The sequence below is a fragment of the Micromonospora olivasterospora genome (assembly GCF_007830265.1).
Taxonomy (GTDB): domain Bacteria; phylum Actinomycetota; class Actinomycetes; order Mycobacteriales; family Micromonosporaceae; genus Micromonospora; species Micromonospora olivasterospora.
Genome location: NZ_VLKE01000001.1, coordinates 1,028,876 through 1,054,845 on the forward strand (window position 1 = coordinate 1,028,876; position 25,970 = coordinate 1,054,845).

19 protein-coding genes, 2 tRNA genes and 6 pseudogenes are annotated in these 25,970 nt (G+C 72.9%); 8 read left to right on the forward strand and 19 right to left on the reverse strand.

The genetic code is table 11. The features are described from left to right. Positions 1-35 precede the first annotated feature (35 nt). Positions 36-995, reverse strand: a complete 960-nt coding sequence (locus JD77_RS04410; protein ID WP_170286380.1) for an ABC transporter permease — start codon at positions 993-995, stop codon at positions 36-38. 544 nt (positions 996-1,539) lie between these two features. Between JD77_RS04410 and JD77_RS04415 the strand changes: the two genes are divergently transcribed. Together JD77_RS04415 and JD77_RS04420 are read left to right on the forward strand one after the other, a co-directional pair. Then, on the forward strand, positions 1,540-2,061 hold the full coding sequence (locus JD77_RS04415; RefSeq protein ID WP_145773160.1) for a SigE family RNA polymerase sigma factor: 522 nt from the start codon (positions 1,540-1,542) through the stop codon (positions 2,059-2,061). After that, a complete protein-coding gene (locus JD77_RS04420; protein WP_145773161.1) occupies positions 2,054-3,328 on the forward strand; it encodes a rod shape-determining protein MreC in 1,275 nt (424 codons plus the stop codon). The genes JD77_RS04415 and JD77_RS04420 overlap by 8 nt, the downstream gene beginning before the upstream one ends. Before the next feature lie 368 nt (positions 3,329-3,696). Here the strand turns inward: JD77_RS04420 and JD77_RS04425 are convergent, their stop codons facing one another. Next, complete coding sequence (locus JD77_RS04425) at positions 3,697-4,206, reverse strand: SAM-dependent methyltransferase (protein WP_145773162.1); 510 nt, start codon at positions 4,204-4,206, stop codon at positions 3,697-3,699. A 452-nt stretch (positions 4,207-4,658) separates the two neighbouring features. On the opposite strand from JD77_RS04425, the gene JD77_RS04435 reads away from it, so the two are divergent. After that, on the forward strand, positions 4,659-5,156 hold the full coding sequence (locus tag JD77_RS04435; protein WP_145773163.1) for a DUF5956 family protein: 498 nt from the start codon (positions 4,659-4,661) through the stop codon (positions 5,154-5,156). 1,086 nt (positions 5,157-6,242) lie between these two features. Here JD77_RS04435 and JD77_RS04445 read toward each other — a convergent pair. The 4 genes from JD77_RS04445 to JD77_RS04460 all read right to left on the reverse strand — a co-directional run bounded on the left by JD77_RS04445 (position 6,243) and on the right by JD77_RS04460 (position 9,739). Next, positions 6,243-6,968 carry a hypothetical protein gene (locus JD77_RS04445; protein WP_145773164.1) on the reverse strand — a complete coding sequence of 242 codons (726 nt, stop codon included), beginning with the start codon at positions 6,966-6,968 and terminating at the stop codon, positions 6,243-6,245. Positions 6,969-7,024: 56 nt separating this feature from the next. Continuing rightward, positions 7,025-7,101: transfer RNA gene (locus JD77_RS04450), tRNA-Ile, on the reverse strand. A 283-nt stretch (positions 7,102-7,384) separates the two neighbouring features. Next, on the reverse strand, positions 7,385-9,502 hold the full coding sequence (locus JD77_RS04455; protein ID WP_246140522.1) for an MMPL family transporter: 2,118 nt from the start codon (positions 9,500-9,502) through the stop codon (positions 7,385-7,387). 161 nt (positions 9,503-9,663) lie between these two features. Further along, positions 9,664-9,739 (reverse strand) — tRNA-Asn (locus tag JD77_RS04460). Positions 9,740-10,028: 289 nt separating this feature from the next. Here JD77_RS04460 and JD77_RS04465 point away from each other — a divergent pair. The 4 genes and pseudogenes from JD77_RS04465 to JD77_RS34645 all read left to right on the forward strand — a co-directional run bounded on the left by JD77_RS04465 (position 10,029) and on the right by JD77_RS34645 (position 11,876). Continuing rightward, positions 10,029-10,421, forward strand: coding sequence for a hypothetical protein (locus JD77_RS04465; RefSeq protein WP_145773165.1), 393 nt, complete (start codon positions 10,029-10,031; stop codon positions 10,419-10,421). A 72-nt stretch (positions 10,422-10,493) separates the two neighbouring features. Next, a pseudogene (locus tag JD77_RS04470) lies at positions 10,494-10,991 on the forward strand (ThuA domain-containing protein); the annotation flags it as partial. Then, a complete protein-coding gene (locus tag JD77_RS34640; protein WP_145773167.1) occupies positions 10,988-11,263 on the forward strand; it encodes a PQQ-dependent sugar dehydrogenase in 276 nt (91 codons plus the stop codon). The pseudogene JD77_RS04470 and the gene JD77_RS34640, both read left to right, overlap by 4 nt. 166 nt (positions 11,264-11,429) lie before the next feature. Next, positions 11,430-11,876 carry a PQQ-dependent sugar dehydrogenase gene (locus JD77_RS34645; RefSeq protein WP_342799631.1) on the forward strand — a complete coding sequence of 149 codons (447 nt, stop codon included), beginning with the start codon at positions 11,430-11,432 and terminating at the stop codon, positions 11,874-11,876. 22 nt (positions 11,877-11,898) lie between these two features. Here the strand turns inward: JD77_RS34645 and JD77_RS34650 are convergent, their stop codons facing one another. After that, complete coding sequence (locus tag JD77_RS34650) at positions 11,899-12,024, reverse strand: hypothetical protein (protein WP_281292079.1); 126 nt, start codon at positions 12,022-12,024, stop codon at positions 11,899-11,901. A gap of 186 nt (positions 12,025-12,210) precedes the next feature. Here JD77_RS34650 and JD77_RS33350 point away from each other — a divergent pair. After that, a pseudogene (locus tag JD77_RS33350) lies at positions 12,211-12,678 on the forward strand (ROK family protein); the annotation flags it as partial. A gap of 452 nt (positions 12,679-13,130) precedes the next feature. On the opposite strand, the gene JD77_RS04490 reads toward JD77_RS33350, so the two are convergent. From JD77_RS04490 to JD77_RS04545, 12 genes and pseudogenes are all read right to left on the reverse strand, one after another. After that, positions 13,131-14,141 carry a sugar phosphate isomerase/epimerase family protein gene (locus JD77_RS04490; protein ID WP_145773169.1) on the reverse strand — a complete coding sequence of 337 codons (1,011 nt, stop codon included), beginning with the start codon at positions 14,139-14,141 and terminating at the stop codon, positions 13,131-13,133. 409 nt (positions 14,142-14,550) lie between these two features. Beyond that, the gene (locus JD77_RS04500) at positions 14,551-15,396 is read right to left on the reverse strand and encodes a DUF559 domain-containing protein (protein ID WP_246140523.1); all 846 of its coding nucleotides are present in this window, start codon (positions 15,394-15,396) and stop codon (positions 14,551-14,553) included. 277 nt (positions 15,397-15,673) lie between these two features. Further along, positions 15,674-15,948, reverse strand: a pseudogene (locus JD77_RS04505) (RICIN domain-containing protein); the annotation flags it as partial. Between the two features lie 113 nt (positions 15,949-16,061). Further along, positions 16,062-17,141, reverse strand: coding sequence for a polyprenyl synthetase family protein (locus JD77_RS04510; RefSeq protein WP_145773170.1), 1,080 nt, complete (start codon positions 17,139-17,141; stop codon positions 16,062-16,064). Between the two features lie 13 nt (positions 17,142-17,154). After that, positions 17,155-18,117: an alkaline phosphatase family protein gene (locus tag JD77_RS04515; protein ID WP_425463558.1), complete on the reverse strand. Its 963-nt coding sequence runs from the start codon at positions 18,115-18,117 to the stop codon at positions 17,155-17,157. Next, a pseudogene (locus JD77_RS35405) lies at positions 18,105-18,422 on the reverse strand (alkaline phosphatase family protein); the annotation flags it as partial. The pseudogene JD77_RS35405 and the gene JD77_RS04515, both read right to left, overlap by 13 nt. A 76-nt stretch (positions 18,423-18,498) precedes the next feature. Beyond that, entirely contained in the window at positions 18,499-19,683 is a 1,185-nt protein-coding gene (gene eboE / locus JD77_RS04520; RefSeq protein WP_145773171.1) for a metabolite traffic protein EboE, read from the reverse strand. Beyond that, a complete protein-coding gene (locus tag JD77_RS04525; RefSeq protein WP_145777418.1) occupies positions 19,683-20,546 on the reverse strand; it encodes a TatD family hydrolase in 864 nt (287 codons plus the stop codon). Before JD77_RS04525 ends, eboE begins: the two co-directional genes overlap by 1 nt. Before the next feature lie 66 nt (positions 20,547-20,612). Next, a pseudogene (locus JD77_RS31870) lies at positions 20,613-21,194 on the reverse strand (EboA domain-containing protein); the annotation flags it as partial. A 205-nt stretch (positions 21,195-21,399) separates the two neighbouring features. Next, positions 21,400-22,980 (reverse strand): annotated as a pseudogene (locus JD77_RS33355) (SCO3242 family prenyltransferase); the annotation flags it as partial. After that, positions 22,977-24,131 carry an inositol-3-phosphate synthase gene (locus JD77_RS04540; protein WP_145773172.1) on the reverse strand — a complete coding sequence of 385 codons (1,155 nt, stop codon included), beginning with the start codon at positions 24,129-24,131 and terminating at the stop codon, positions 22,977-22,979. The gene JD77_RS04540 and the pseudogene JD77_RS33355, both read right to left, overlap by 4 nt. Positions 24,132-24,667: 536 nt before the next feature. Next, positions 24,668-25,966, reverse strand: coding sequence for a Gfo/Idh/MocA family protein (locus tag JD77_RS04545; RefSeq protein ID WP_145773173.1), 1,299 nt, complete (start codon positions 25,964-25,966; stop codon positions 24,668-24,670). Between the last annotated feature and the right edge of the window lie 4 nt (positions 25,967-25,970).

Sequence of the window (25,970 nt, forward strand, 5' to 3'; positions counted from 1 at the left end):
CATCTCTCCAGGTGTTGTTGAGGCGGAAGGGGTGTTCACGGGGTGTGCCGGTGCCTGAGCGCCAGGCGCTCGATGAGCGCCAGGGACTGCACGAACACGATGCCGGCCGCCGCCGCGACGAGGACGGCCGCGTACAACTTCTCCGGCCCGTTCGAGTAGTAGTAGGCGAAGGTGAGGATCGCCCGGCCGATGCCCCGGCCGGTGCCCGCGGAAAGCTCGCCCACGATCGCCCCCACCACGCTCGCGGTGGCCGCCAGCCGAAGCCCGGCGAACACGAAGGGCAGCGCCGCCGGGATCCGCAGCCATCCCAGCACCTGCCAACGGCCTGCGCCCACGCTGCGCATGAACTCCAGCTGGACCTTCGGCGGTGACTTCAGGCCCCGCAGGGTGTTGATGGTGACCGGGAAGAACGCGAGGTAGGCGGCGATGCCGGTCACCGCCACCCAGGGTGGTGCGCCGGCTTTCCCGCCCCAGATCACGATCATCGGCGCGATCGCCACCAGGGGAACCGTCTGCGACGCCACCAGCCAGGGCATCAGCCCCTTGCTCAGGGGCACCACGTGCAGGAAGAGGACCGCCAGCAGCAGGCCGAGCGACGAGCCCGCCACCAGACCGTAGAACGCCTCGCGGAGCGTCACACCGGTCTCGCCGAGGAGATAGCTGCCCAGCGCCGTCGGGTCGCTCCGCCGGGCCGGCTCGACCAGGGCGCCCAGGATCGACCAGACGTGCGGCATCGAAAGATCGTCGGTGGCGACCGGGAAGGCGATCCGGGTGCCGGGCACGACGTCACCGGCGGCGCGTCCCAGCGCCTTGTATCCCTCCCACAGGCCGGCGAGCACCGCCACGACCAGTACGGCCCCGACGACGTTCAGTACGCGTTTCCTCGCGGCGGGCAGGCGCCCGGATCGGCGCGGTGTCGCTCGTTCCACCTGCCCGGCCGGCCCGGCCGGCCCGACCTCGGGGGCCGAGGTGGTGGGGGTTCTTGTCGCGGTCATGCAGGCACTCTCCGAATCCCTCGGAAGGGTCGTCTGGCGTGAGATCCGTCGGCCACCTCTGCCGAGGCGGATCACTGAGTGAACTGGTGGTTCACCATAGGAGCGTGACCGACGCCACGTCAACGGTTTGGCGGGGACATCGGATCGCCGTGTGGAGGCGGTCAACGACCCGTGCGACCTGCGGATACCGCAATCCGGGGTCAAGCTGCCGTCTCGGCAGCCAACAGGAGGCACCAGGAGTGGCCGGTCATGAGCGGCCACGCTGTCCGGGGCGAGTCCAGCCGCTCGTCGCGTTCCACCTCGCCGGCATCGGGGTGGCCGGACAAGAATGCATACGTCCCGGGTCGAAACCGGCAGGCGTGGCCGGCAACCACCGCGGCGCTCCCCAGGAACTTGCGCGGGGCGGCTCCTTCTGCGCATCGCCGTCACGGCGGCCCGGCCGAGATAGCCGATCGTCAAGAAGTTCCGGAGCCACGGCAACGTTTGCTGGGGTCGAGAGCGTAAGTAGTGGCCGTGAGATTGAAACCGGGGGTGCGGGTGGCTGATGCGCGATCGCGAGGATAAGGAGGTGACAGCCTTTGTACGGGCGCGTTACGGATCGCTGCTCCGGACCGCCTTCCTGCTGTGCGGCGACCGGGGGAAAGCCGAGGATCTGGTCCAGACGACGTTGGCCAAGACGGTTGTGGCGTGGCCTCGACTGCGACGCTCAGAAGGCGTCGACCACTACGTTCGGCGCATTCTAGTCAACACCTTCGTGACCTGGAGGCGGCGCCGATCCTGGTGGGAACAGCCCTTGGGTCGGCTGGTGGAGACTCAGGCGCGCGACGAGTACGTGGGGGTGGAACAGCGGGACTTGCTCCGCCGGGCGTTGGACGGGCTGCCAGCACGACAGCGTGCCGCCGTCGTACTGCGCTTCTACGAGGACCTTTCCGAGCACGACACCGCGCACGTACTGGGTTGTTCGGTTGGCACGGTCAAAAGTCTCTCGTCAAGGGGTCTGCAGACTCTGCGTAAGCAGTGGGTTGAGGCCGACGCTGCTGCTGATCAAGAGGTGCGTTATGCATGACACGACCGAGTTGCGTGACGGCCTGGCGGATCTGGCCGAGTCGGTGGTACCGACCGAGGGCTATGAAGGCAAGATCATGCGGCGGGCAGACCGGCGTCGCGGGCGGCGGCGTATCGCCGCCGGAGCCGCGGCCGCAGCATGCTTGGCGGTGCTGGTCACGATGTTTCGGGTTGTCGGACTCGGGTCCACACCGCAACTCGCTGCACCGCCGCCGGACGGCCCGTTTCTGGGCTGGTCCCCGGTGGGAGACGTGGACGCTGGCCTGGTACGTGAGGCCACCAGCGTCTGGGACCGTACCAACTCGGCAGGCCCGCACACTGATGTTCGGGCCCTTGTCGCGACGCGCCATCCACGCCTGCGCTCGACGGTGGTCGTCCTGCAGGGATACGACAAGCAGGGCGACGCGCGGTTGGCGTTCTTCACCGGTGATTCCGGTGCGGCGGACGCCTTGCGGATGCGGGTTGATCGGCCGGCGCCCGACCCGGTGAGGACTCAGGTGATAAGCCTCGTCAGTCCACGGTTGTCCGGAGCCGCCGGCGAGGTTAGTAATGACTCCTGGGGCACCTATGCCATTGCCCTCGCCATGCCGGGCGTGACAGCGGTGCGGGTGTCGAGTACCGCAGTCGATGATGAAATGATTCAAGATCCGGACGGACCCACCAGTCGCCTTGTTGTAACACGATTCCCGATCGCTGCGACCGCGCAGACGACGACGATCGCGGGGTTCATCAAGCCGAAGCGACCGTTCGCCAGCCTCAAGAAGGTATTCGAAGTACCTGGTGAGGACGGTGTGGACGGCGACGCGCGGGCCGTACCCGCTGAAATGGTCGGCAGGACCGGCCAACAGATAATCGTGGCGTTCCCGAAGGATCAGGGAGTCCGGCAGGGGCAACTAGCCGTCGTCGCCGAAGGCTTGGTCGGACGCGTGACGGCAGTCGATACCGTCCGCGGCGAAGCCACTGTCGACCTCGTTACCAGCACCGGATTCGCCGGCCAGGTGTACACGAATATCAGTAATGTTCCGGGTTCCGTGCGCGGCACCGGCGGAAAGCTGGTCATGGAAGGCGTTCCCGCAGACGGCGAGGTTTACCAGACCAACCGTGTCTTGATGCCGGATCCGTCCCAGCGGAGCAATCAGGTTGGCGCTGTCACGATCGGGCGAGCGTCTGCGGACAAGGCGGCAGGCGCGACCACGGTGGAGCTTACGCCAACAGCCGACCTCGCCAACCTGACGAGATTGTCGATCATGACGCCATCCGCCCCCTGACGGCGACTCGCCTCCGCGCATCCTCAACAGGCCTGCAGGAAGGCCGCCATCGAGACCCTCATCGCCGAAGTCCAACTCACCGACCAGGGAGTCGTATCCGCGTTCAAGATCCCCACCGACACGGCAATACCCCCGCCCGAAACGGACGAGGGCACCTCAAACGAACCACCGGTGCGCACAATGGTGCGGTGGTGGGGCGGGCGGGACTCGAACCCGCGACCGAGGGAGTATGAGTTGAATCCCAGCCGTGATTCCGGGTGATGGCCAGTCCATAGGGGTGTGTATCTGTGCACGTAGACACCCCTATGGTTGTCCGTCAGTGTTCGATGGGGTCGGTGGGTCCGTGGGCGTCCGGGCTCACAGCGGGCTCACCTTGTCCCCTGCTTCGCCTGGGCCTCTGCGGGGTCTGCGAAGTACAGTCCGAGCATCTGAGTTGTCCAGGTCGGTTGCTTGACCTCGCCGCGCGGCCCGAACTCTGAGAACCAGGGCTTGATGTCGAGGACGGGAGTGCCGTCCGCGGCGTCTAGCTCCTCGACGTGAAGGTCAAGGCCATCAACCTTGACCAGGCGGCATCGAGATACGCCCAACCAGTTGTTGCGGCGCATGTTGCGGTGGCCGAAGATGCCGACCTCAGGCCAATCCGGGTTGTCTCTTGGCCGGCGTGCGCCCAGGTTCAGATCAGTCGGGTCGGTGAGGTGGAATCGGAAGATGATCTCAAGGTGAGAGAATTTCTCAAGGCCCTTGGTGGCTGCTGGGGTGAACCGGCCTTCATCAATCCGAATAATGGCCCGGCTTCCGCCCCAATAGTCATCCGTCGGCTCGATTCTTCCGCCCACGATACGCGCAATGGGTTCTACGGCGAACTTCTCGGCTGCCATTCCAGTCTCCCGCTTCTGCTGATGGCTGTCGTCTAGGCGAAGGTAAAAGGTAGGTCTGGGCGCGGGCATCCACCTCTCGGACTGCCCGGATGCTGCGGCGCTTGTAGGGCGAGAGGATGGCGCGCATCTCGGCGGCGACCTGGCGGGTGCGGCCGAGCGAACCCCTTCCATTGCGTCCAGGGCACGAGTCCATGTTGCGCAGGCTTCCTCGACTTCGCCCTGCCTTGCCTGGACCGCTCCCATATACCCGAGCATTACGGCATGGGTTCGGGTGAAGGATGATGCCTTGCGCTTCAAGTGTTACGGGTCCACCGCCGACCCCTGCAAGTTCTGATCCTGTCCTGTCCCAAAAGTCGTACCATCACAGGTGAATACGGATGCGTGACCACGGTCCCGACCTCTCTTCAGGGAGGCCGGGACCGTGCCGTAGCAAGCCCCCCCGGAGGAGCAGCATGGGCGACACCAGCGCCGCACCGAACGCCTGGGACACAGCCCAGCCGTTCCCCGGATCACCGCCGGACATCTCCGACCGCCGCCACACCATCGACACTCCTGATGGCAGGTTCTGTGAGCTGAGCGATTCCGGCTGGGATGCGATGCTCGGCTACCTCGCCGACGCCGCCACCCTGGTCCGGTACCCGGAGACTCGGCAACATCAAGTCGAGGTGAAGCTTAGCGACAGCACCGGAGAGCGGACGTTCTTTGTGCCGCGCACGGCGGATGATCAAGCGATCATCGACGAGGCCGCAAACTCGTATCTGCGCGATGTGGGACTGCCGGAGCGGCCGACCGGCTATCGCTGGTTCCAACGCCTACCCGGCGACCTCACCGTCAAAGACATCGATGAAGCGGTGTACGCGGCGATCAAGCACCTGCCCCTCGACCACCACCCCGCCGAAGCGGTGCCAGCCATCCGCGCGGCCCTTGCGGAGCTGTTCCGGGAGCGCTGAGTCGGTGACGGGGCGACGGCTGACCCGCTGCGGTGGGCGATTGCCCCTGCTGGCCGTCGCCCCGTCCCCCCACGCCGAAGGGCGGCCATCGGCAAGACGGGCTCGGGAAGCCTTCGGGCGATGGATGGAGCGGCGAGGCGGGTGAGAGTGTGCCGGCCGCTCCAACGCCGGTGACTCTATCGATCCGTGCTGGCGCTGCCGTGCGGTGTTTGGGCTGGTCACTCGTTCGGGTGTGGGATGGGGCTTGCTTTTCTCGGCGTCAGCTACTGTCGCGCGGGCTACTGGCGGTATGCCAAGCGGTGATTTATGTACCGCATTTCGCGCGTCCGCCGCCGGACGGTGCTGGCTCGGCTGGCTGCGCATCGGCGGATGCACTCGACGCGGGGTGTGCTACCGAAGCCGCGTACGCGGGCGGCGTGGGCGACGTGGGCCGATGAGCAGTACGACGCCCTGATGGAGGCTGCCCGCGATGAGGTGTGGCGGGCTCAGGTGGCCGGCGAGGACACGTCGATGATGGTGCTGCCGGTGGGTGACCCGACCGTGCCCGGTGGTGAGCTGGTGGAACCGGTGGGGTTGTCGGAGTCGGCGCGGCGGCGGCGGCGGGCGCTGGCCGAGCACGTGTGCGAAGCCCTCGCTGATCGGCGGCCGGGTGGGTTGTGGCGCGGTGGCGCGGACGTGATCGCGCAGCGGGTGATGCCGGCGCGGGTGCGCGATGATCCGGCCATGCGGCAGCCCTTGTTGGACGCTGCCGGGGTGGTGGAGCGGGTCGGGTGTGCTGCGCGTCGCCTCCGGCCCCGGTGGTGTTGCCTTGCGGGTGCACGGGCCGTCGTGGTCTTTGGTGTTCCGGGTCAGTCCGGTGGTGGATGTGATCGTGCTCTGCCTGGACGCGACCTCCCGCTACGGGTGGCGGATCGAGGACGACGCGGAGTCGCGGGAGCTGATCGAAGAGGCGGTGTCGCAGGTGGTGGCGGAAGCGGCCCGCTACGGGTGGGGCGGGACAAGTACGCGCGGCCGGTTGCTCCGGTCGCCTGATGGCCGTCCGGCCGTCCGTGGGTGGTGCGACTCACGGGCGGCCGGACGGTGGGTTTAACGGTGCGGCGGTTGACGGGGTACGGCCTTGATGGTGATGAGTCGTCGGAGCCGCTGCACGGCGGTCGCGCGTCGTTTGGACGCGTTGCTTTGGGACAGGTTCAGCTCGGCGGCGACGTGGCCGAGGGGTTCGCCGTCGAGGTAGGTGCGTTGGAGTAGTTCAGCGCTGGTGGGGTCGATCCGGTACGCGGCGGGCATGTTGACGGACTGCCTCACCAACTCCTGTAGGCGGGCTATGACGGCATCCATGCCTCGGGTGTCGGGTCTGGCCTGGCGCTTCTCGTGGTGGGCACTGACTTCCCTGTCGGTGCCCACGGGGACCTCTCGCGGTTCTTCCTCGCGGAGGCGGGCGATGCGGGCTTGGTGTTCGGCTGCGGTTTCGTCGTGGCGACGGGTGAGCTGTTTGCGGCGGTGCTCGGTGCGCCCGCTGGCGTGGTCGTACGCGCCGCCAAGGAGCCGGGAGTAGACGTTGGGCCGGTCGATGTCCATCCGCCACCGGGTGCCGGCCGCGGTGGTCACGGTGGCCTGCATCCTGTCGAGGAAGGCGTACATCAGCTCGTACTGGGCTTTCACGAACCGTTCGGCGGGGTCGTCTTCGTCGGGCATGGCGAGTCGGGCGGCGCGGGCGACCAGGCCGAAAGCGGCGGTGCCGAGGGCGTAGAGGTTCCAGTCCTCGCGGTTGTCGGCGTCGACGCGGACCTGGGCGATGATGTGGCGCCACACCTGGTCGCGTGTTATCGCAAGAGTGGCAAGAAACCCAGGTCAAGCGCGCTTCTTGATGGTGGGGCGGGCGGGACTCGAACCCGCGACCGAGGGATTATGAGTCCCCTGCTCTAACCCGCTGAGCTACCGCCCCGCTTGCCGCGCCGGATCGTAACCCGCCCGATGGATCAGGGGCCAGCACGAAACAGCGCCGCGCGCGCCCCTCGAAACCCCACGATGGGCTACGCGAGGATAACAGTACGCAGCAGCGCACCGCCGTCCCCTTCGTACCCGGTCGGGATGTCCTTCGACCGGTCCGGGCGGCGGCCCGGCGGGGCGACCGGCGCGGGCCGTGAGCCCGGGGCGCGCAACTCGGCGAGGACGGCCGCAGGCCGGCCAGGCCGGCCAGGCCGGCGCCGACGATCACGACGCCGGTCTCAGCGCGCATGCCGGGCCACCCGCCGGGCCGTGCGGCCCAGCCGGCTCGGCCACCACACGGGCGGCCCGATGTCGTACGACAGGGCGGGCACCAGCAGCGAGCGGACGACGACGGTGTCGAGCAGGACCCCGACGGCGACGGCGACGCCCAGCTCGACGAGGACCACCAGTGGCAGCACGGCGAGCGCGGAGAACGTCGCCGCGAGCACGATGCCGGCGGAGGTGATCACGCCGCCGGTGAGGGCGAGGCCGGCGAGCACGCCGGGCCGGGTGCCGCGCCGGACCGACTCCTCCCGGACCCGGCTCATCAGGAAGATGTTGTAGTCGATGCCGAGGGCGACGAGGAAGACGAACGCGAACAGCGGGAACGACTGGTCGACGCCGGGGTAGTCGAGGGCGTACCGGAAGATCAGCCCGCACAGCCCGAGCGTGGCGAGGAACGACAGCACCACGGTCGCGATGAGCAGGACCGGGGCGAGCAGGGCGCGCAGCAGCAGGGCCAGGACGACCGCGATCACCGCGAGCACCGCCGGGATGATCACGTTGCGGTCCCGGGCGGACGCGTCGGCGGTGTCCACGTTGACCGCGGTGAAGCCCCCGACCACGGCGTCGGCGCCGGGCACCCGGTGCACCGCCTCCCGCAGCCTCCGCACGGTCCGCTCGGCGCCGGGGCTGTCGGGCCGGTCGGTCAGGGTGGCCTCCAACTGGACCCGGCCGTCGACCACGACGGGCGGGGCGTTCGCCTCGGGCGGGGCGGCCGATCCGCTCCCGGTGACCGGACGGACGGAGGTCACCCGGGCACCGCCTCGGCGACCTGGGCGACCTGCTGGGCCGTCTCCCGCCTGACGAAGATGGTGGCCGGGCTGCCCGTGCCGGCCGGGTAGTGCCGGGAGATCGCCTCCTGCCCGGCGACGGAGTCGGTGCGCGTGGTGAACACGTCGCTCTGGCCGAGGGTGGTGACGTGCAACTGGGTCAGGCCGACGGTGAGCACGGCCAGCGCGGCGGCGGTGACCAGCCAGACCGGCCGGGCGTGGCGGGCGACGAAGCCGGCCACCCGGGTCCAGGTCCCGTGCTCGGCGCGGGGTCGGCCCGGTCCGCCGCCGGCCGGCGGGCCAGAACGCCCAGCGGCCGCCGAGGAGCAGCAGCGCGGGCAGGAAGGTGAGCATCACCAGCAGCGTGGCGGCGATGCCGACGGCGGCGACCGGGCCGAGGGCCCGGTTGGAGTTGAGGCTGGACAGCAGGAGGCAGAGCAGGCTGACGATGACGGTGCCGCCGGATCCGATGATCGCCGGCGCGGCCCCCTTCCAGGCGGCGCGCATCGCGTCCCACGGGCGCCGGTGCCGGTGCAGTTCCTCCCGGTGGCGGGCGATGAGCAGCAGGGCGTAGTCGGTGCCGGCGCCGAAGACGAGGACGGTGAGGATGCCCTGCGCCTGCCCGTTCAGGGTGACGAGGTCGGCGTCCGCGAGGACGTAGACGAGCAGGGCCGCCAGGGCGTACGACATCCCGGCGGCGAGCAGCGGGAAGATCCACAGCACGGGGCTGCGGTAGACGACCAGCAGGATGACCAGCACCACGAGAAGGGTGACCAGCAGCAGCGGCCCGTCGATGGCCCGGAACACCTCGATCAGGTCGGCGAGCAGGCCGGCGGGGCCGGTGACGTGCACGGCCAGGCCGCCGGAGTCCGCGCCGGCGACGGTGCGCAGGTCGTCGACCACCCGGCCGATGCGTTCCCCCTCGGCGTCGTCGATCGGCACGACGACCTGCAGCGCCTGGCCGTCCCGGCTGGGTATCGGCGGCGGGATCGGTGGGACGACGCCCCGTACCCCGGCGAAGCGCGCGGCGTCGGCGGCGACCCGCCGCCCGTCCGCCTCCGTGATCCCGGTGGCGCGCTCGTAGACGACCAGGGCGGGTGTGATCCGCCGGTCGGCGAAATCGGCGGCGAGGTCCTGCGCCCGGGTCGCCTCGGCGTCGGCGGGCAGGAAGGCGGCGTTGTCGTTGGTGGCGACCTCGCCCAGCCGCCCGGAGTACGGCCCGGCCACCGCCCCGACGACCAGCCAGGCGACCACGACCAGCGCCGCGATCAGCGTGGCGGTGCCACGGCCCCGTCCCGTCGCCATTCGACCATCATGGCGGCCGGACCCGACCCAGGTGGGTGGAAGCGCCCTTGTCAACGCTTCCGGTGGTGAAGGGTCCTCGGGGCGTGGCGGCCAGGCGGGAGGGGCCCGCCCCGGGAAACGACTACGCCCGCCGGCGGGGCCGACGGGCGTGGGGCGGAGCGTGGCTCCCCCGTTTGGACTCGAACCAAAAACCTGCCGGTTAACAGCCGGCTGCTCTGCCAATTGAGCTACGGGGGACCGCATGACGCCTGGCCCGGATCTCTCCGGTGCCCGGCGACGGCACAAGAGTACAGGACTCCCGGGGGGTTCGCGCCAGGGGGTTACCCGCGGATCGACCCGGGCCCACGGCGGGACGAAACGCCGAAGAATCGGACAAATCGTCATCCGGACCCAGTCAGGCATGAGCGCGGAGCAGGATGGGTAGTTAGCTGCTGCGAACGCAGGACGTAGGCGCGAAGGAGTCGTCACCTACGGGGCCCCCACCCCGCAGGGCGGGGATGGCGCGTCGGGTACGGAAGGAGCCGCCATGCGCGGAAAGATCATGTTTCTTGGCGGGCTGGCTGCGGGATTCGTCCTGGGCGCCCGCGCCGGCCGGGAGAAGTACGAGGAGCTGGTCGTCCGGGGCCGCAAGGTGCTCGACCACCCGACCGTCCAGGAGGCGGCGGGGGTCGCGCAGGCCCAGGCCAACCGGCTGTACAGCGAGGGCAAGGACAGGCTGAGCCAGACGAAGCTGGGTGAGAAGCTCGGCGCGAACGGCAAGCAGGACCTGACGCCCGCCGACAACGCGTACGCGGGCACGCCGGCCGCCGTCGGCACCCGAGCGGGCGGCGGCACCACGTCCGGCGGCAGCTCGTCGGGCACCGGGTCGACCTCGGGCGGCAGCAAGTCGTCCGGCACGAGCAACAGCAGCAACCTCTGACCGACGTACGCGACGGGCCGGCCGCCTTCGGGCGACCGGCCCGCAGTCGCTTCTGGACCCGAGCACCTCAAGCAGTACCGGGTCGTCGTCCTCCTGAACACCGCCGGGGAAATCCTCAACGACGCCCAGCAGGCCGCCTTCGAGCGGTACTACCGGGACGGCGGCGGCTTCGTCGGCGTCCACTCCGCGATCGAGGCGGAGCCGGACTGGTCGTTCCTCACCAACGTGCTCGGCACGCGGGCCACCGGCGCCGCGCCGGTCAGCCCGGCCACCGTCACCGTCGCCGACCGGGTCCACCCCGCCTCCGCGACGCTGCCGGAGCGCTGGCGGCACATCGACCGCTGGTACACCTTCGCGGCCAACGTCCGGGGCGTCTCCCACGTCCTGGCCACGGTGGACGAGAAGACGTACGCCGGCGGGAGCATGGGCTTCGACCACCCCGTCACCTGGTGCAAGGACTACCAGGGCGGCCGGTCGTTCTACACCGGACTCGGCGCCACCCGGAGAGCTTCGGCAGCACCGACCTGCGGGCCCACCTGGGCGGCGCGATCCAGTGGGCCGCCGGCGTGACCGACGGCGACTGCGGCGCGACCGTGCTGGCCAACTACGAGATGACGTGGTCGGGGCGCAGCCCAACGTCAACGAGCCGATCGGCTTCGACGTGCTCCCCCGACGGCCGGGTGCTCCAGACCGACCGCCGCGGCGGCGTCCGGCTGCACGACACGAAGACCAACACGACCAAGGTGCTGGCGCAGATCCCGGTCTGCACCCACAGCGAGGACGGGATGTACGGGCCGGCGGTCGACAACGACTTCGCCACCAACAGGTGGGTCTACCTGTAACGCGCCGCCGCTGGACACCCCCACCGGCAGCGCGCCGACGACCAGCACCGACCCGTCGACCTGGGACCAGTGGAAGGGCTACTTCCAGCTCTCCCGGTTCAAGTTCGTCGACGGCGAGAACCCGTCGCTGGACCTGGCCACCGAGCAGAAGATCCTCCAGGTCCCGGTGGACCGGGGCGCCTGCTGTCACGTGGCCGGCGACATCGCCTTCGACTCGAAGAACAACCTGTGGCTGGTAACCGGCGACGACACCCCGTCGGGCGCCGGCGGCTCGGGCGGCTTCTCGCCGCACAACGACTCGGTCAGCGACAGCGGCGTGTACCAGGCGCCGTTCGCCGACGCGCGGCGCAGCTCCGCGAACACCAACGACCTCCGCGGCAAGATCCTGCGGATCACCGTACGCCCCGACGGGTCGTACACCGTGCCGGCGGGCAACATGTTCCCGGAGGCCCAGGACCCCGGTGACAGGACCCGGCCGGAGATCCACGCGATGGGCTTCCGGAACCCGTTCCGGATCACCCTCGACAAGAACGACGTCGCCTACCTCACCGACTACTCCCCCGACTCCTCCACCGCCGCCGTCGGGCGGGGCCGGCCGGCACCGGCCGGATGATGGTGGTCGACAAGCCGGCGAACTACGGCTGGCCGATGTGCGTGCAGCCGAACCTGCCGTACATCGAGATGAACTGGACGACCAACCCGATCTCGTCGGTCGCGCCGTTCGACTGCGCGGCGCCGAAGAACACCTCCCGGCACAACACGGGCCTGACGGACCTGCCGCGGGTGGAGAAGTCCGAGCTGTGGTACTCGTTCCAGGCGCCGACCCCGTGCCCGGAGTCGCACCTGTCGACGCCGACGCAGACCTGCCCCCGGTGTCGCCGCCGGCCCTGCCCGGCTGGCACGGGTTCGGCGTCCGCGACGTGCTCGCCGCCGAGCTGGGCTGTCCGGTGCTGGTCGACAACGACGCGAACGTGATGGCGCTCGGCGAGCAGCACGCCGGCACCGGCCGCGCCTTCGACGACTTCCTCTACCTCAAGCTCGGCACCGCCATCGGCTGCGGCACGGTGCTCGGCGGGACGCTGCACCGGGGCGCCACCAGCGGCGCGGGCGGCATCGCCCACCTGCGCCTCGGCGACGAGGACGGCCCGCTGTGCGGGTGCGGCGAGAGCGGCTGCCTGGAGGCGTACTGCGGGGACGACGCCCTGGTCCGGGACGCCCTGGCCGCCGCCGAGGCCGGACGGTCGCCGGCGCTCGCCGCCCGGTTGGCCGAGGCCGGCGGGCTCACCGTGGCCGACGTGGCCCGCGCGACCACCGCGGGCGACCCGGCCGCGCAGACCCTGGTACGCGAGGCCGCGCGCCACGTCGCCCGCGTCCTGGTCGGCCTGGTGAACTTCGTCAACCCGGGCATCGTGATCATCGGAGGGACGGCGCCCGGCGTGGGCCCGACGATGCTGGCCGAGATCCGGTCGGTGGTCTACCGCCGGTCGCCCCCGCTGGCCACCGGCAGCCTGCCGATCGTTCTGTCCGACCTGGGCGACCGGGCCTGGCGTGGTGGGCGGCGCCCGGTCCCGGCTCGGCCGGGCCCGCGTCCCCGGGCTCACTCCGGTTCGGCGGGCCCCCGTCCCCGGACTCGGCCCGGTTCGGCGGGCCCCGTCCGCTCGGGCTCACTCCGGCTCGGCCGGGCCCGCGTCCCCGGGCTCACTCCGGTTCGGCGGGCCCCCGTCCCCGGACTCGGCCCGGTTCGGCGGGCCCCCGTCCGCTCGGGCTCAGTCCGGTTCGGCGGGCCCGCGTCCCCGGATTCAGTCCGGTTCGGCGGGCCCGCGTCCCTGGATTCACTCCGGTTCGGCGGGCCCCCGTCCGTTCGGGCTCAGTCCCGGCTGCTGCTGAACGCCGCGTCGAAGGCGGCCGTGGGGGCGTCGAAGGCCAGCCGCCGGACGAACTGGAGCGCCTCGGGCGCCCCGACCAGGCGGTCCATCCCGGCGTCCTCCCACTCGATGGAGATCGGACCGGCGTACCCGATGGCGTTGAGCGCCCGGAAGCAGTCCTCCCACGGCACGTCGCCGTGGCCGGTGGAGACGAAGTCCCAGCCGCGGCGCATGTCAGCCCAGGGCAGGTGGGACGACAACCGGCCGCGCCGGCCGTCGCCGGTACGCACCTTCGCGTCCTTGCAGTCGACGTGGTACATCCGGTCGGCGAAGTCGAAGATGAAGTTCACCGGGTCCAGTTCCTGCCACACGAAGTGCGACGGGTCCCAGTTCAGCCCGAACGCGGGCCGGTGCCCGATCGCCTCCAGCGTCCGCTTGGTCGTCCAGTAGTCGTACGCGATCTCGCTGGGGTGGACCTCGTGGGCGAAGCGGACGCCCACCTCGTCGAACACGTCGAGGATCGGGTTCCACCGGTCGGCGAAGTCCTGATAGCCGCGCTCGATCATCGCCGGTGGAACGGGCGGGAACATCGCCAGGGTGTGCCAGATCGACGAGCCGGTGAAGCCGACGACCGTGTCGACGCCCAGCTTCGCCGCCGCCCGGGCGGTGTCCTTGATCTCCTCGGCCGCCCGGCGGCGGACCCCCTCCGGCTCGCCGTCGCCCCAGATCCGGGCCGGCAGGATGTCCTGGTGCCGCTCGTCAATCGGGTGGTCGCAGACGGCCTGGCCGACGAGGTGGTTGGAGATGGCGAAGACCTGCAGGTTGTGCTTCGCCAGGGTCTCCCGCTTCCGGTCGACGTACGACTCGTCGGCGAGCGCCCTGTCGACCTCGAAGTGGTCGCCCCAGCAGGCGATCTCCAGCCCGTCGTAGCCCCACTCGGCGGCGAGCCGGCAGACCTCGTCGAACGGAAGGTCGGCCCACTGGCCGGTGAAGAGCGTGATGGGTCGCGCCATTGTCCTTCTCCCCTGTCGTGCGTGGTGGGGGATTCCGTGCTGCGGGACCGGGGCGAGGGCGACCGGGAGTGCGCGGCGAACCGTCGGGGGCACCGGCGGGCGCGTCCGCGCCTGAACCCAGCGGGTTGCGCCTCCCGCCGAATCACCAGCCACCCCACAGGGCCGCCGCCCTTACTCTATTCACCCCCGCCCCCCACACGGAAGCCCCACACCCCCACCCCCACCCGCCCCGCCCCCGGCCCGCCCCGCCCCACCCCGCCCCGCCCCGCCCCGCCCCGCCCCGCCCCGCCCCGCCCCGGCGATCTTGCACTTTCGGCCCTCATCTCGCGGCCTTTATCCGGATTGTCGGGGCACCAAGTGCAAGATCGCGGGTTTGGGGGGGCGCGGCCGGGGGCGGGGCGGGAGGCCGTCAGGTGAGGGCGGCGCGGATCGTGGTGACTATGTGGTGGGGGCGGCGGTAGAGGTCCTGGTCGGTGAAGTAGCGCATCCGCCAGCCGTTGGCGTCGAGCCAGTTCACCCGCTCGCGGTCGTGCCGCAGGCGTTCCCGGTCCAGGTGGGACAGCCCGTCGTACTCGATGCCGATCCTGCGCTCCCGGTAGCCCAGGTCGAGCCGGTACCGCGGAAGACCGGACGAGTCGTGCACCCACACCTGCGGCTCGGGTGGGGGCAGCTTGCCGTCGATCAGGACCAGCCGCAGCTGGCTCTCCTGGCGGCACTCCGCCCGGCCGTCCGCCAGTGGCACGAGGTCCCGCGCCTGCCGCACGCCCCGCAGGGCTCGGTGCGCGGGCAACTCCGCCAGCAACTCCTCCTGCGTGACCGCGCCCGAGCGAAGGGCCGCGTCGAGCACCGACAGCGCGTCGAGCCGTCGCACACTGCGGGCCAGGTCGACGGCACACCGGGCCGCCGGCACGCACGGCAGCCCGCCGACGAGGACGGGTCGTACGGGCAGGACCGAATGGTGCACGACCAGTCCGGGCAAGCGGGGTCGCGGCACCGTGGCCGGCAACTGAACGTGGACCTGATCCTCCCGCAGCACCCCGAACCCGTGCCGGCGCGCCGCGCTCTGGTGCGTCAGCGCGGCACCCTCAGGCAGACACAGCAGCAACGCCCGCAGTTCGTCCTCGTCGTCGCACGGCGCGGCGGCATAGACGCCCCTCCGCACCCGAAGCAACTCCTCCTTGCTGACCTGGATCCGGAGGCGCTTCATGGTCAGGCTGCGCAGAAGATCCTCGACGCGCCACAGTTGAGTCGTCACGCCGCCACCATGCCGACCCCCGGGACGACCCCGCCCACCCCCTGTGGACACCCGACCCCCTGTGGACAACCCCCCACACCCCACCGCCCTGTGCTACCCCCCTCTCCCCTCCCCCGCTCCCTCTCCCCCTCCCCCTCTCCCCTCCCCCTCCCCCGCGATCTTGCAGTTTCTGCCCTTGATATGTCCGTTATGCGGGTTAGGTCGGGGCGAAAAGTGCAAGATCGCGGGGAGTCGGCGGGGAGGGAGCGGGGAGGGAGCGGGGAAGGAGCGGCTTAGATTAGGGCAGAGCCCAGCGCTGGTTGGGGCGGCGGTGCAGGTCCACAGGTGGACCGGGGTGCCGTCCGTCGAGTTGTTGGCCGAGACGTCCAGGCACTTGCCCGACTGCGGGTTACGGACGGTGCCGTCGGGCTGCGCCGACCAGTTCTGGGCGCCCGTGCCGTTGCACGTCCAGAGCTGGATCTTCGTGCCGTCCGCCGACCCGCCGCCGGAGACGTCCAGACACTTGCCCAACGCCTTCACTGTCGAGTCCGGCGTCACCGTCCAGCTCTGGGCTTACCCGATGCGTCCAGGCTTTCGGGCGGGCGTGCCGAACTTTCGCCCGGCGGGAGAGAAAGTCGCCCCGGAGCCGATCACCGCCGGCCGCCGGGCCGGCCGAGGCGGGCGGGTCAGATCGCCCGGTCCACGGTGCGGGCGGCGAGATCGGCCAGCGCCTTGCGAGCGGCGGGGGCGAGCGGGGCGTCGGACAGGACGCGCAGGGCCACCTCGGCGCGTACCCGGATCATCCGCTCGATCTCCTTCCGGGCGCCGGTGGCCTCGATGATGGCGCGCAACTCGGCCGCGCCGTCGGCGTCCAGGGACGGGTTGCCGAACAGCTCCCGCAGCCGGGCGGTCTGCGCCCGGTCCGCCGCCGCCCTCGCCAGCGCCATCATCACCGTCGGCTTGCCCTCGCGCAGGTCGTCGAGGACGGACTTGCCGGTGACGTTCGGGTCGCCGAAGACGCCGAGCACGTCGTCGCGGAGCTGGAACGCGTCCCCGAGCGGATCGCCGAACTCGGCCAGCGCCGCCAGCAGCTCGGCCGACGCGCCGGCCAGGGCCGCGCCGATCTGCAGCGGCCTGGTCACCGTGTACCGGGCGGCCTTGAGCCGGATCACGGTGAGCGCGCTGGCCACCGACCCGTCGCCGACCCCGGACACCAGGTCCAGGTACTCCCCCGCGATCACCTCCGTGCGCATCAGGGCGAACACCGCGTACCCCCGGTGCACCTCGTCCTGGCTCAGCCCGCACTCGTGGAACATCTGGTCCGACCAGGCCGCGCAGAGGTCCCCGCAGAGCAGCGCGGTGTTCCGCCCGTACGCCTCGGGGTCGCCCCGCCAGGCGGAGCGGGCGTGCAGGTCGGCGAAGAACCGGTGCACCGTGGGCGCGCCCCGCCGCTGGTCGCTGCGGTCGAGGATGTCGTCGTGGATCAGGGCGAAGGCGTGGAACAGCTCCAGCGCCGCCGAGGCGATCACGATGGGCGTGCCGTCCCCGCCGGCGTCGTCCCCGCCGGCGCCCCGCCAGCCCCAGTAGCAGAACTGCGGGCGCAGCCGCTTGCCGCCGGCCAGGACGAACCGGTGCAGCGCGGTGAACACCCCCCGGGGCGTCCCGTCCGGCCACTGCGCCGCCTGCCGGTCGAGGAAGGCGGCCAGCTCGGCGTCGACCCGGGTACGCAGGCCGCTCGCGTCGGTGGGTGTGACCGTCGCGGTCATTCGTCCTCCCTGGTCACTCCGTCGCCACGATAGCGTCTGCCCGACGGGCGGTCGCACCGGCGGGCGGGGTCGCGCCCGGCTGCCCGGCGGACGGGGTCGCGCCCGGCTGTCCGCCCGGCTGCGGCGCCAGGCCGGCCAGCTCCAGCAGCAGCGCCTTCACCTCGGTGGCGGCCACCGCGTCCCGCGCCGGGCCCGGGTCGGAGCAGAGCAGCACGGGGGCGTCGGCCGGGTCGGCCGGCAGCCGACCGTGCGACCCGCGCACCGCCCGCGCGCCCGCGTCCAGCCCCACGACGCTCATCAGGTACCGCATGCCCAGCTTCTTGCGGGCCAGCGCCACGGCGGCCCCCCGCTTCGCCGCGCCGGGGGCGGCCGGGTCGAAGAACAGCTCCGCCGGATCGTACCCGGGCTTGCGGTGGATCTCGACGAGGCGGGCGAAGTCCGGGGCGCGGGCGTCGTCGAGCCAGTAGTAGTACGTGAACCAGGCGTCCGGCTCGGCCACCAGCACCAGTTCGCCGGCGCGCTCGTGGTCCAGCCCGTGCGCCGCCTTGCCGTCGGCGTCCAGCACCTCGGCCACCCCGGGCAGCCCCGCGCACAGCTTCGCCACCGCCGGCACGTCGGCCGGGTTGCGTACGTAGACGTGGGCCACCTGGTGGTCGGCGACCGCGAACGCGCGGGACGTCCACGGGTCCAGGTACTCCATGCCGTCCTGGGTGTGCACCCGCAGCAGCCCCTCGGCGCGCAGCAGCCGGTTGACGTCCACCGGACGGGAGACGTCGGTGATGCTGTACTCGGACAGCGCGACGACCGTGGCGTCGGCGGCGCGGGCGGCGTCCAGCAGCGGCCCGAGCACCGCGTCCAGCTCGGCCGCCGCGGCGGCGGCCCGTGGCGAGGACGGCCCGAAGCGTTGCAGGTCGTAGTCCAGGTGCGGGACGTAGACCAGGGTGAGGTCCGGGGCGTGGTCGGCGACGATCGCCACCGTGTAGCCGGGCTCGACGCGGCGGGCCGCCTGCCACAGCTTCTCCCGCCGACCAGGGCGTTGTGCTGCCGCCAGAGCAACACCTCGCCGAGGTCGCGGAAGTACCAGCCGTTGCCGACGATCCCGTGCCCGCTCGGCGGCTCCCCGGTGAGGAACGTGGACTGCACGGAGCAGGTCACCGCCGGCAGCACCGTGCCGAGGGAGGCGGTGAACCCGCCCTCGGCCACCGCGCGCAGCCGGGGCATGTGTTCCAGCAGGCGCGGGGTCAGCCCGACCAGGTCCAGCACCACCAGTCGTCTACTCATGCCGCTGCCTCGCTTCGCTCGGCATCGCCATGAGACACCAACGCACTGTGCCGATGATTCACTCGCTGACGCTCGCTCATGCCGGTACTCCCGTTCCGAGCGGCGCGAGGCCGATTGCGATCAACTCGTCGCGGGCGAAGGCCAGCTCCGCCGCGATCCCGGCGGCCAGCTCCGCGTCGGTGCGGGGCCGCCGCGCCTCCGGCAGCACCCCCCACGTGTACGTCTCGACGTCCAGGTGGTCGCAACCGGCGACCGGACCGGCGAACAGCGCGGCCAGCGCGGCGCGCAGCACCGGCAGCGTGGCGGTCAGCGGCGGCTCGGGCGGGGCGTGCAGCGGCACGTGGTAGTGCACCCGCAGCGGGCCGGGCAGCCCGGCGTCCAGCGCCGCGTCCAGGTCGTCGGCGGCGTGCGCCGGGTCGGCCGGGTCGGCGGCGTGCGCGCAGCCGGCGCCCCGGGCCTGGTGCAGGAAGCGCGGCTCCACCCAGCGGCGCAGCGCGTCCGTCGCCCCGGCGGGGGCCTCGATGGCGGCGGAGACCTGCACCTTCACCACGGGCAGGCCGGCGGCGGACAGCCGGGCCAGCGCGGCGGCGGGCTCCTCCCAGGCGCAGGCCAGGTGCGCCAGGTCCAGGCAGATCCCGAGCCGGCCCGGGTCGGCCCCGCCCAGCAGGGCGGCGGCCTGGGCGGTGCTCTCCACCGCGCAGCCCGGCTCCGGCTCGAACCCGACCCGGACCGTGCGGCCCGTGTCCCGCTCGACGCCGGCCAGCCCGGCGGCCAGCTCGTCCAGCCGCCGCCGCGCCGCGTCGGCCCGGCCGGCGTCCCACGGGTCGCGCCAGGCCAGCGGCAGGGTGGAGACCGAGCCGCGGGCCGCGTCGTCGGGCAGCAGGTCGGCCAGCACCCGGGCCAGGTCCAGGGTGTACGCCAGCCGCTGCGGCGTCGTCCAGTCGGGGTGGTACACGGCGTGCTTGACCACCGGGGCCTGGAACGCGGCGTACGGGAAGCCGTTGAGCGTCACCACCTCCAGCCCGCGCGCGGTCAGCTCGGCGCGCAGCCCGCGGCGCAGCGCCGGGTCGGCGGCGAGCGCGGCGGCCATCGGGGCGGCCAGCCACAGGCCGAGCCCGAGCAGGTCGCCGCCGAGGGCCCGGCGCACCGGCACCGCGTACGTGTCCAGCTGGGCGAGGATGCCGGCGAGGTTCTCGGCGGGGTGGACGTTGGTGCAGTAGCCGAGGTGGACGGTCTGGCCGCCGGCGTGGCGCAGCCGCATCAGCTGCCGCCGCGCAGGATCGAGTTGCCCTCGTAGGTGCCGCCGACGGTCGCCTCGGCGTCGACCACGCCCGTCAGGTCGAGGCGGCCGGACTGGCCGTAGAACTCGACGGGGTTGCGCCACAGCACCCGGTCGACGTCGTCGTCGGTGAAGCCGGCGAGCAGCATCGCCTCGCCGGTGGCCCGGGTGAGCAGCGGGTCGGAGCGCCCCCAGTCGGCCGCCGAATTCACCAGCATCCGCTCGGTCCCGTACGCCCTGAGCAGCTCGACCATGCGCGGCGGGGACATCTTGGTGTCGGGGTAGATGGAGAAGCCCAGCCAGCAGCCGGTGTCCCGGACCAGCTGCACGGTGACCTCGTTGAGGTGGTCGAGCACCACCCGCCCCGGCTCGATGCCCGACTCGGCGACCACGGCCAGGCTGCGCTCGACGCCCCGGGCCTTGTCCCGGTGCGGGGTGTGCACCAGCGCCGGCAGGTCGTGCGCGACGGCCAGGGCGAGCTGGGCGGCGAACGCCTCGTCCTCCTCCGGCGTCATCGAGTCGTACCCGATCTCGCCGACCGCCACCACGCCGTCCTTGTCCAGGTACCGGGGCAGCAGGTCGAGCACCGGGCGGCAGCGGGGGTCGTTGGCCTCCTTGGGGTTCAGCGCGATCGTGGCATGATGCCGGACGCCGAACTGCCCGGCCCGGAACGGCTCCCAGCCGATCAACGAGTCGAAGTAGTCGGTGAAGCTGGCCGGGCTGGTGCGCGGCTGGCCGAGCCAGAACGCCGGCTCGACGATCGCCTTCACCCCGGCGGCGGCCATCCGCTCGTAGTCGTCGGTGGTGCGGGACGTCATGTGGATGTGCGGGTCGAAGATGCGCATGTCACGCCTTTCCGGTGGCGGGGCGGGCGGCCGGGCCGGCGCCGCCGGGTCGCCGGCGCCGGCGGCGAGCCGGTCGAGCAGGGCGGCGGCGTCGGCAGGGATGTCGCGGCCGGCGGCGTGGCGCTCGGCCGCCAGGCCGGCGAGCATCGCCGCCAGCTCCCCGTCGGCCCGCGCGTCCAGCTCGTGCACGGCGGCCAGCGGGACGCCGGTGAAGACGCACTTGAGCACCGCCTGCCGCCAGGCGGCCGGGTCGAGGTGCCGGGCGTACGGGCCGAGGGCGGCGGCGAGCAGCCGGGTGTCGTTGGTGCGGATCGCGTCGTGCAGCAGCGACACGCCGGCGCCGCCGATCGGCAGCAGCGGCAGGGCCCCCAGCACGGCCCGCTTCTCCGCGGCGTCGCCGTGCCGGTAGACGTCGGCGGCGTGCTCGGCGTGCCCGGCGGGCAGCGCGGCCAGCAGCAGTGCCCGGGCCGCCTCGTCGGCCGTCCAGCCCGGCGCGTCGGGCAGCGGGTCCCGGCCGCAGCGCCGGGCCGCGGCGGCGAACCACCGCGCGATCGTCGCCGGCTCGGCCGCGACGCGTTCCCGCGCCGCGTCCAGCCACTCCGGGTCGGGTACGCCCCGCAGCGCGGCGCGTAGTCGTTCGGGTGTCATCCCGGTCTCCCTTCGGAGAGTGGTGCGGTCGGTGCTCAGCCGCCGCCGTGGTCCCCGGCCCCGGCGGGCACGGGGTCGACCCGTCCGGGCGCGGTCGGTGCGGCGGCCGTGCGGAGGAAGTCGAGGGACCGGGCGGCCACGGCCGGCGCGGCGTGCGAGTGCCGGGCAGCTCCACGGCGACCAGGCCTCGGTAGCCGACGTCGGCGAGGGCCCGCAGCACCGGCGGGAAGTCGATCTCGCCCTGGCCGAACTCCAGGTGCTCGTGCACTCCCCGGCGCATGTCGTCGATCTGCACGTTGACCAGGTGGTCGGCGACCTCGCGGACGCAGTCGGGCACGTCGGCCGGCTCCAGGCAGCGGCAGTGTCCGATGTCGAGCGTGATCCCGAAGACCGCCGGGGCGCCCAGGGCGGCGCGCAGCCGGCGCCAGCCGGCGATGTCCTCGACCAGCATCCCGGGCTCCGGCTCGAAGCCGAGCGGCACGCCCGCCGCGTCGGCCGCGTCGCAGACCACGGCGCAGCCGGCGACGAGCCGGTCCCAGGCGGCGTCCGGCGCGACCCCGGCGGGGCGTACGCCGGCCCAGAACGACACCGCCTCGGCGCCGAGGTCCGCGCCGACCCGGACGGCCCGGCGCAGGAACTCGATCCGCCGGGCGGGATCGTCGTGCAGCAGCGTCGGGGCGTGCTTGTGCCACGGGTCGAGCAGGTACCGGGCGCCGGTCTCGACCACCACCGCGAGGCCGAGCGCGTCGAGCCGGCGGCGCAGGGCGGCGGTGCGGCGGGCCAGCCCGGGGGCGAACGGGTCGAGGTGATCGTGGTCGGGGGTGAGCGCCACGCCCTGGTAGCCGAGGTCGGCGAGGACGGCGAGCGCGTCGTCGAGCCGGTGGTTGGCGAAGCCGTTGGTGCCGTACCCGAAGCGCAGCCCGGCGGGGTCGGCGCTCATGTCGGCGAGACCTTCCGGGCCAGCAGCCGGGCCAGCTGCGCGGCTGCGGCGACCGCGAGGCCGAGCAGCCCGGCCCCGGCGCGGGCGGTGAGCGCGCCCTGCAACGCGGGCAGGCCGGTGATGCCGGCGCCGACGGCGGCGCGGACCCGCCCGGCCGACGGGTCGGCGAGCACCCGGGCCTGGGCGCCGCCGTACCGGGCCAGGTAGCCGGCGGTCAGGGCGACCGGGGCGGCGGCGGGGCGCGGGCCCGACCGCGGCGGCGGCGACGAGGGCGGTCCCGGCGAGCGTGGTACGCGGCAGCCGCCGGTCGGTGCCGGCGACCTCGCGGCGGGACAGCTCGGTGACCGTCCAGGTGTGCGCGGCGACGGTGACCGCCGCCGGTACGGCCCGGAGCAGCCGGCCGCCGGACGCGCCGAGCAGCACGTCCAACCCCCGGCAGGCCGCCATCACGGCGGGGCCGGCGGCGGTGTTCTTGGCCGCGAGGTCGTACCCCCAGACGGCGGCGGCCAGGGGCGCGGCGACGGCGGCGGCGGCGCGCCGGCCGCCCGTGGCCACGGCCAGGGCGACCCCGGCGACGGTGGGGCCGGCGGCGAGGCCGAACGCGGCGGGTGGGCTGACCCGGCCGCTGGGGATCGGCCGCTCCGGGCGCTCGACCGCGTCCAGCCGCCGGTCGGCCCAGTCGTTGGCGGCCATCCCGGCCCAGTAGAGCAGCACCGACGCGGCGGCCAGCCCGGGGGTGCGCCGGCCGAGCGACCCGGCCGCCGCCGCGCCGGCCAGCACGTCCCCGGGTACGGAGAGCGCGGCCGGCGCCCGGACCAGCTCGGCCAGGTCGCGGATCGTGGTCATGCCGCACCGCCGTGCTCGGCGTGCAGCGCCGCGGTGAAGCGGGCCAGCCGGTCCCACTGCTCGGCCAGCGAGTGGGTGGGCGCGGCGAGCGGGTCCTTGAAGAAGAACGCGAGGTCGGCCAGCGGCCCGCGCCGGCCGGCGGCGTGCGCGGCGGCGGTGAGCCGGGCCAGGTCGAGCACGAGCGGGGCGGCCAGCGCCGAGTCGCAGCCGTGCCAGGTGAACTCCATCCGCATCGGCGTGCCGAGGAACCCGGCGAAGGTGACCAGGTCCCAGGCGGTCTTGAAGTCGCCCAGGTCCTCGACGTAGTCGATGCGGGTGTGGCCCTGCGGGACATAGCCGAGGATCTCGCCGAGGAGGCGGTCCTTGCTGCGCACCTTGGCGGCGTTGGCGTCCGGGTCGGCCAGGTTCGCGCCGTCGCCCCCGCCGAGCAGGTTCGCGCCGGACCAGGAGCGCACGGTCAGGTGGCGCATCGCGAACATCGGGGCGAGCACGGACTTGACCAGGGTCTCCCCGGTCTTGCCGTCGTGCCCCGCGTACGGCAGCCCGTGGCGGGCGGCCAGCGTTTCCAGCGCCGGCAGCCGGGCCCCGGTGGACGGGGTGAAGTCGACGTACGGGCAGCCGGCGGTGAACGCCGCGTACGCGTACAGGGAGCTGGCCGGCAGCACCTCGTCGGGGCCGGCGAGCGCGGCGGCGAGGGCGTCCGGGTCGGTGTGCGCCGGGTGCGGCGGGGCGGCCGGCTCGGTGGCGGAGACGTTGACCACCACCACCCGGTCCAGCCGGTGCCGGTCCCGGAACGCGGTGAGGTCGGCGACGACGGCGGCGGCCCGGTCGGCCTGGCTCCCGTCGGCGGGCGCGGGGCGCACCTCGTGGTCGACGGCGGCCAGCTCCGCGCCGAGCGCGGCGACCAGCCGGGCGGGCAGCACCCCGGCGGCGGCGAGCGCGTCGGCCCGCTTGGCCAGCGGCGTGGCCACCGGGTCGTGGCCGCCGAAGACGAGGTCGGCGAAGGACGGCAGGGCGGGGCCCCGCAGCTCGGGCAGTTCGGTGACGCAACCGGTCGGGCCGGTCAGCCCGGCCCGCAGGGCGAGCGCCCCGACGATGCTGGTGGTCGCGACCGAGCCGCGCGCCCCCACCAGCCAGACACCCGTACGCATGGCGCGCTCCTTTCCTGGTCGGGAGGGACCGGTCGTGCGTCGTTTCCACACATATGGAACGTAGTCGATGCGGCACGCCCCGTCCGGCCGTCCGTCCCCCGGTGGCCCCGTCCGGCGTCGAAGGCGGCGTCGACGGCGCCGGACGGAGTCCGGGTCAGGACGGGACGGACGGGGCTGGCAGGCAGGGCCGGTCGGCGTCCCGTCCCTGCCTCCCCCGCAACCGTGATGCCCGGTCCTCCGCAGTCACCCGGAGGACCCGTGGTGCCCGGTCCTCCGCAGTCACCCGGAGGACCCGTGGTGCCCGGTCCTCCGGCTGGGAGGCCGGGAACCGGTGGTGCGCGGCCCTCCGGCGCGACCGGGGAATCCCGGTCCGGCCGCACCGGACGACCGTCCTGCTGTCGTGCGCGCCGGGCCGGGCCCGGCCGCACGCCCCCGGAGCCGACCTCGTCCCCGCCGCGGGGCGCAACCGCGGCGGATCCCTCGCCGGTCGGTCCGGAAAGCCTCTGGATCGGCGGCGAGCCGCGCCGCCGGCCGGGTCAGGCCGCCACCACCTCCAGCGTCGGCTCGACGTCGGTCCACGAGGAGCCCGCCTCCGCGGAGCGGGTCACCGCGTCCAGCACCAGCTGGACCTGGAGCCCGTCGGCGAACGAGGGGGCCGGGTCGGTGCCCGCGGCGATCGCCTCGACGAAGTCCCGCGCCTGGTGGGTGAAGCTGTGCTCGTAGCCGATGATGTGGCCCGGCGGCCACCAGGCCGACATGTACGGATGCTCGCCCTCGGTCACCAGGATGCGGGTGAAGCCCTGCTCGGCGGCGGGCCGCGTCGCGTCGTAGAACTCCAGTTCGTTCATGCGTTCCAGGTCGAAGACCACGGTGCCGAGCGAGCCGTTGATCTCCACCCGCAGCCCGTTCTTGCGCCCGGTGGCGAACCGGGTCGCCTCGTACGTGGCCAGGGCCCCGCCGTCGAGCCGGGCGACGAAGACCGCCGCGTCGTCCACGGTCACGAGACCGGTGGCCGGCCCGTGCGCGTCGACCGAGCCGTGCCCGTCGACCGAGCCGTGGCCGTCGACCGAGCCGTGGCCGTCGACCGAGCCGTGGCCGTCCACGGCGCCGTGGCCGTCGACGTGCGCGCTCAGGCCGCTCGACCCGCCCGGCAGCGGGCGCTCCTTGACGAACGTCTCGGTGATCGCGCTGACCCCGCTGATCCGCTGACCCGTGACGTACTGGGTCAGGTCGATGATGTGCGCGCCGATGTCCCCCAGCGCCCCGGAGCCCGCCTTGTCCCTCTGCAACCGCCAGACCAGCGGGAACTGCGGGTCGACGATCCAGTCCTGGAGGTACGCCGCCCGGACGTGCCGGATGGTGCCGAGCCTTCCCTCGGCGACCAGTTGGCGCATCAGGGTGACCGCGGGGACCCGGCGGTAGGTGAAGCCGCACATGGCCCGTACCCCGGACTCCCGCGCGGTGGCCGCGGCGGCGGTCATCGCTCGGGCCTCGGCCACCGTGTTGGCCAGCGGCTTCTCGCAGAGGACGTGCTTGCCGGCGGCCAGCGCGGCAATCGCGATCTCGGCGTGGCTGTCCCCCGGCGTGCAGATGTCGACCACGTCGATCTCGTCGGACTCGACGAGTCGCCGCCAGTCTGTGGTGTACGCCTCCCAGCCGAGCCGGTCGGCGGCGTCGGCCACCTTCCCGATGTCCCGGCCGCAGATCAGCGCCATCCGGACCCGCGCCGGGAGGTCGTACACCCGGTTCACGGTGCGCCACGCCTGCGAGTGCGCGGCGCCCATGAACGCGTAGCCGACCATGCCGACCCGCAGGTGCGTGTCGTGAGTGGACAAGGTG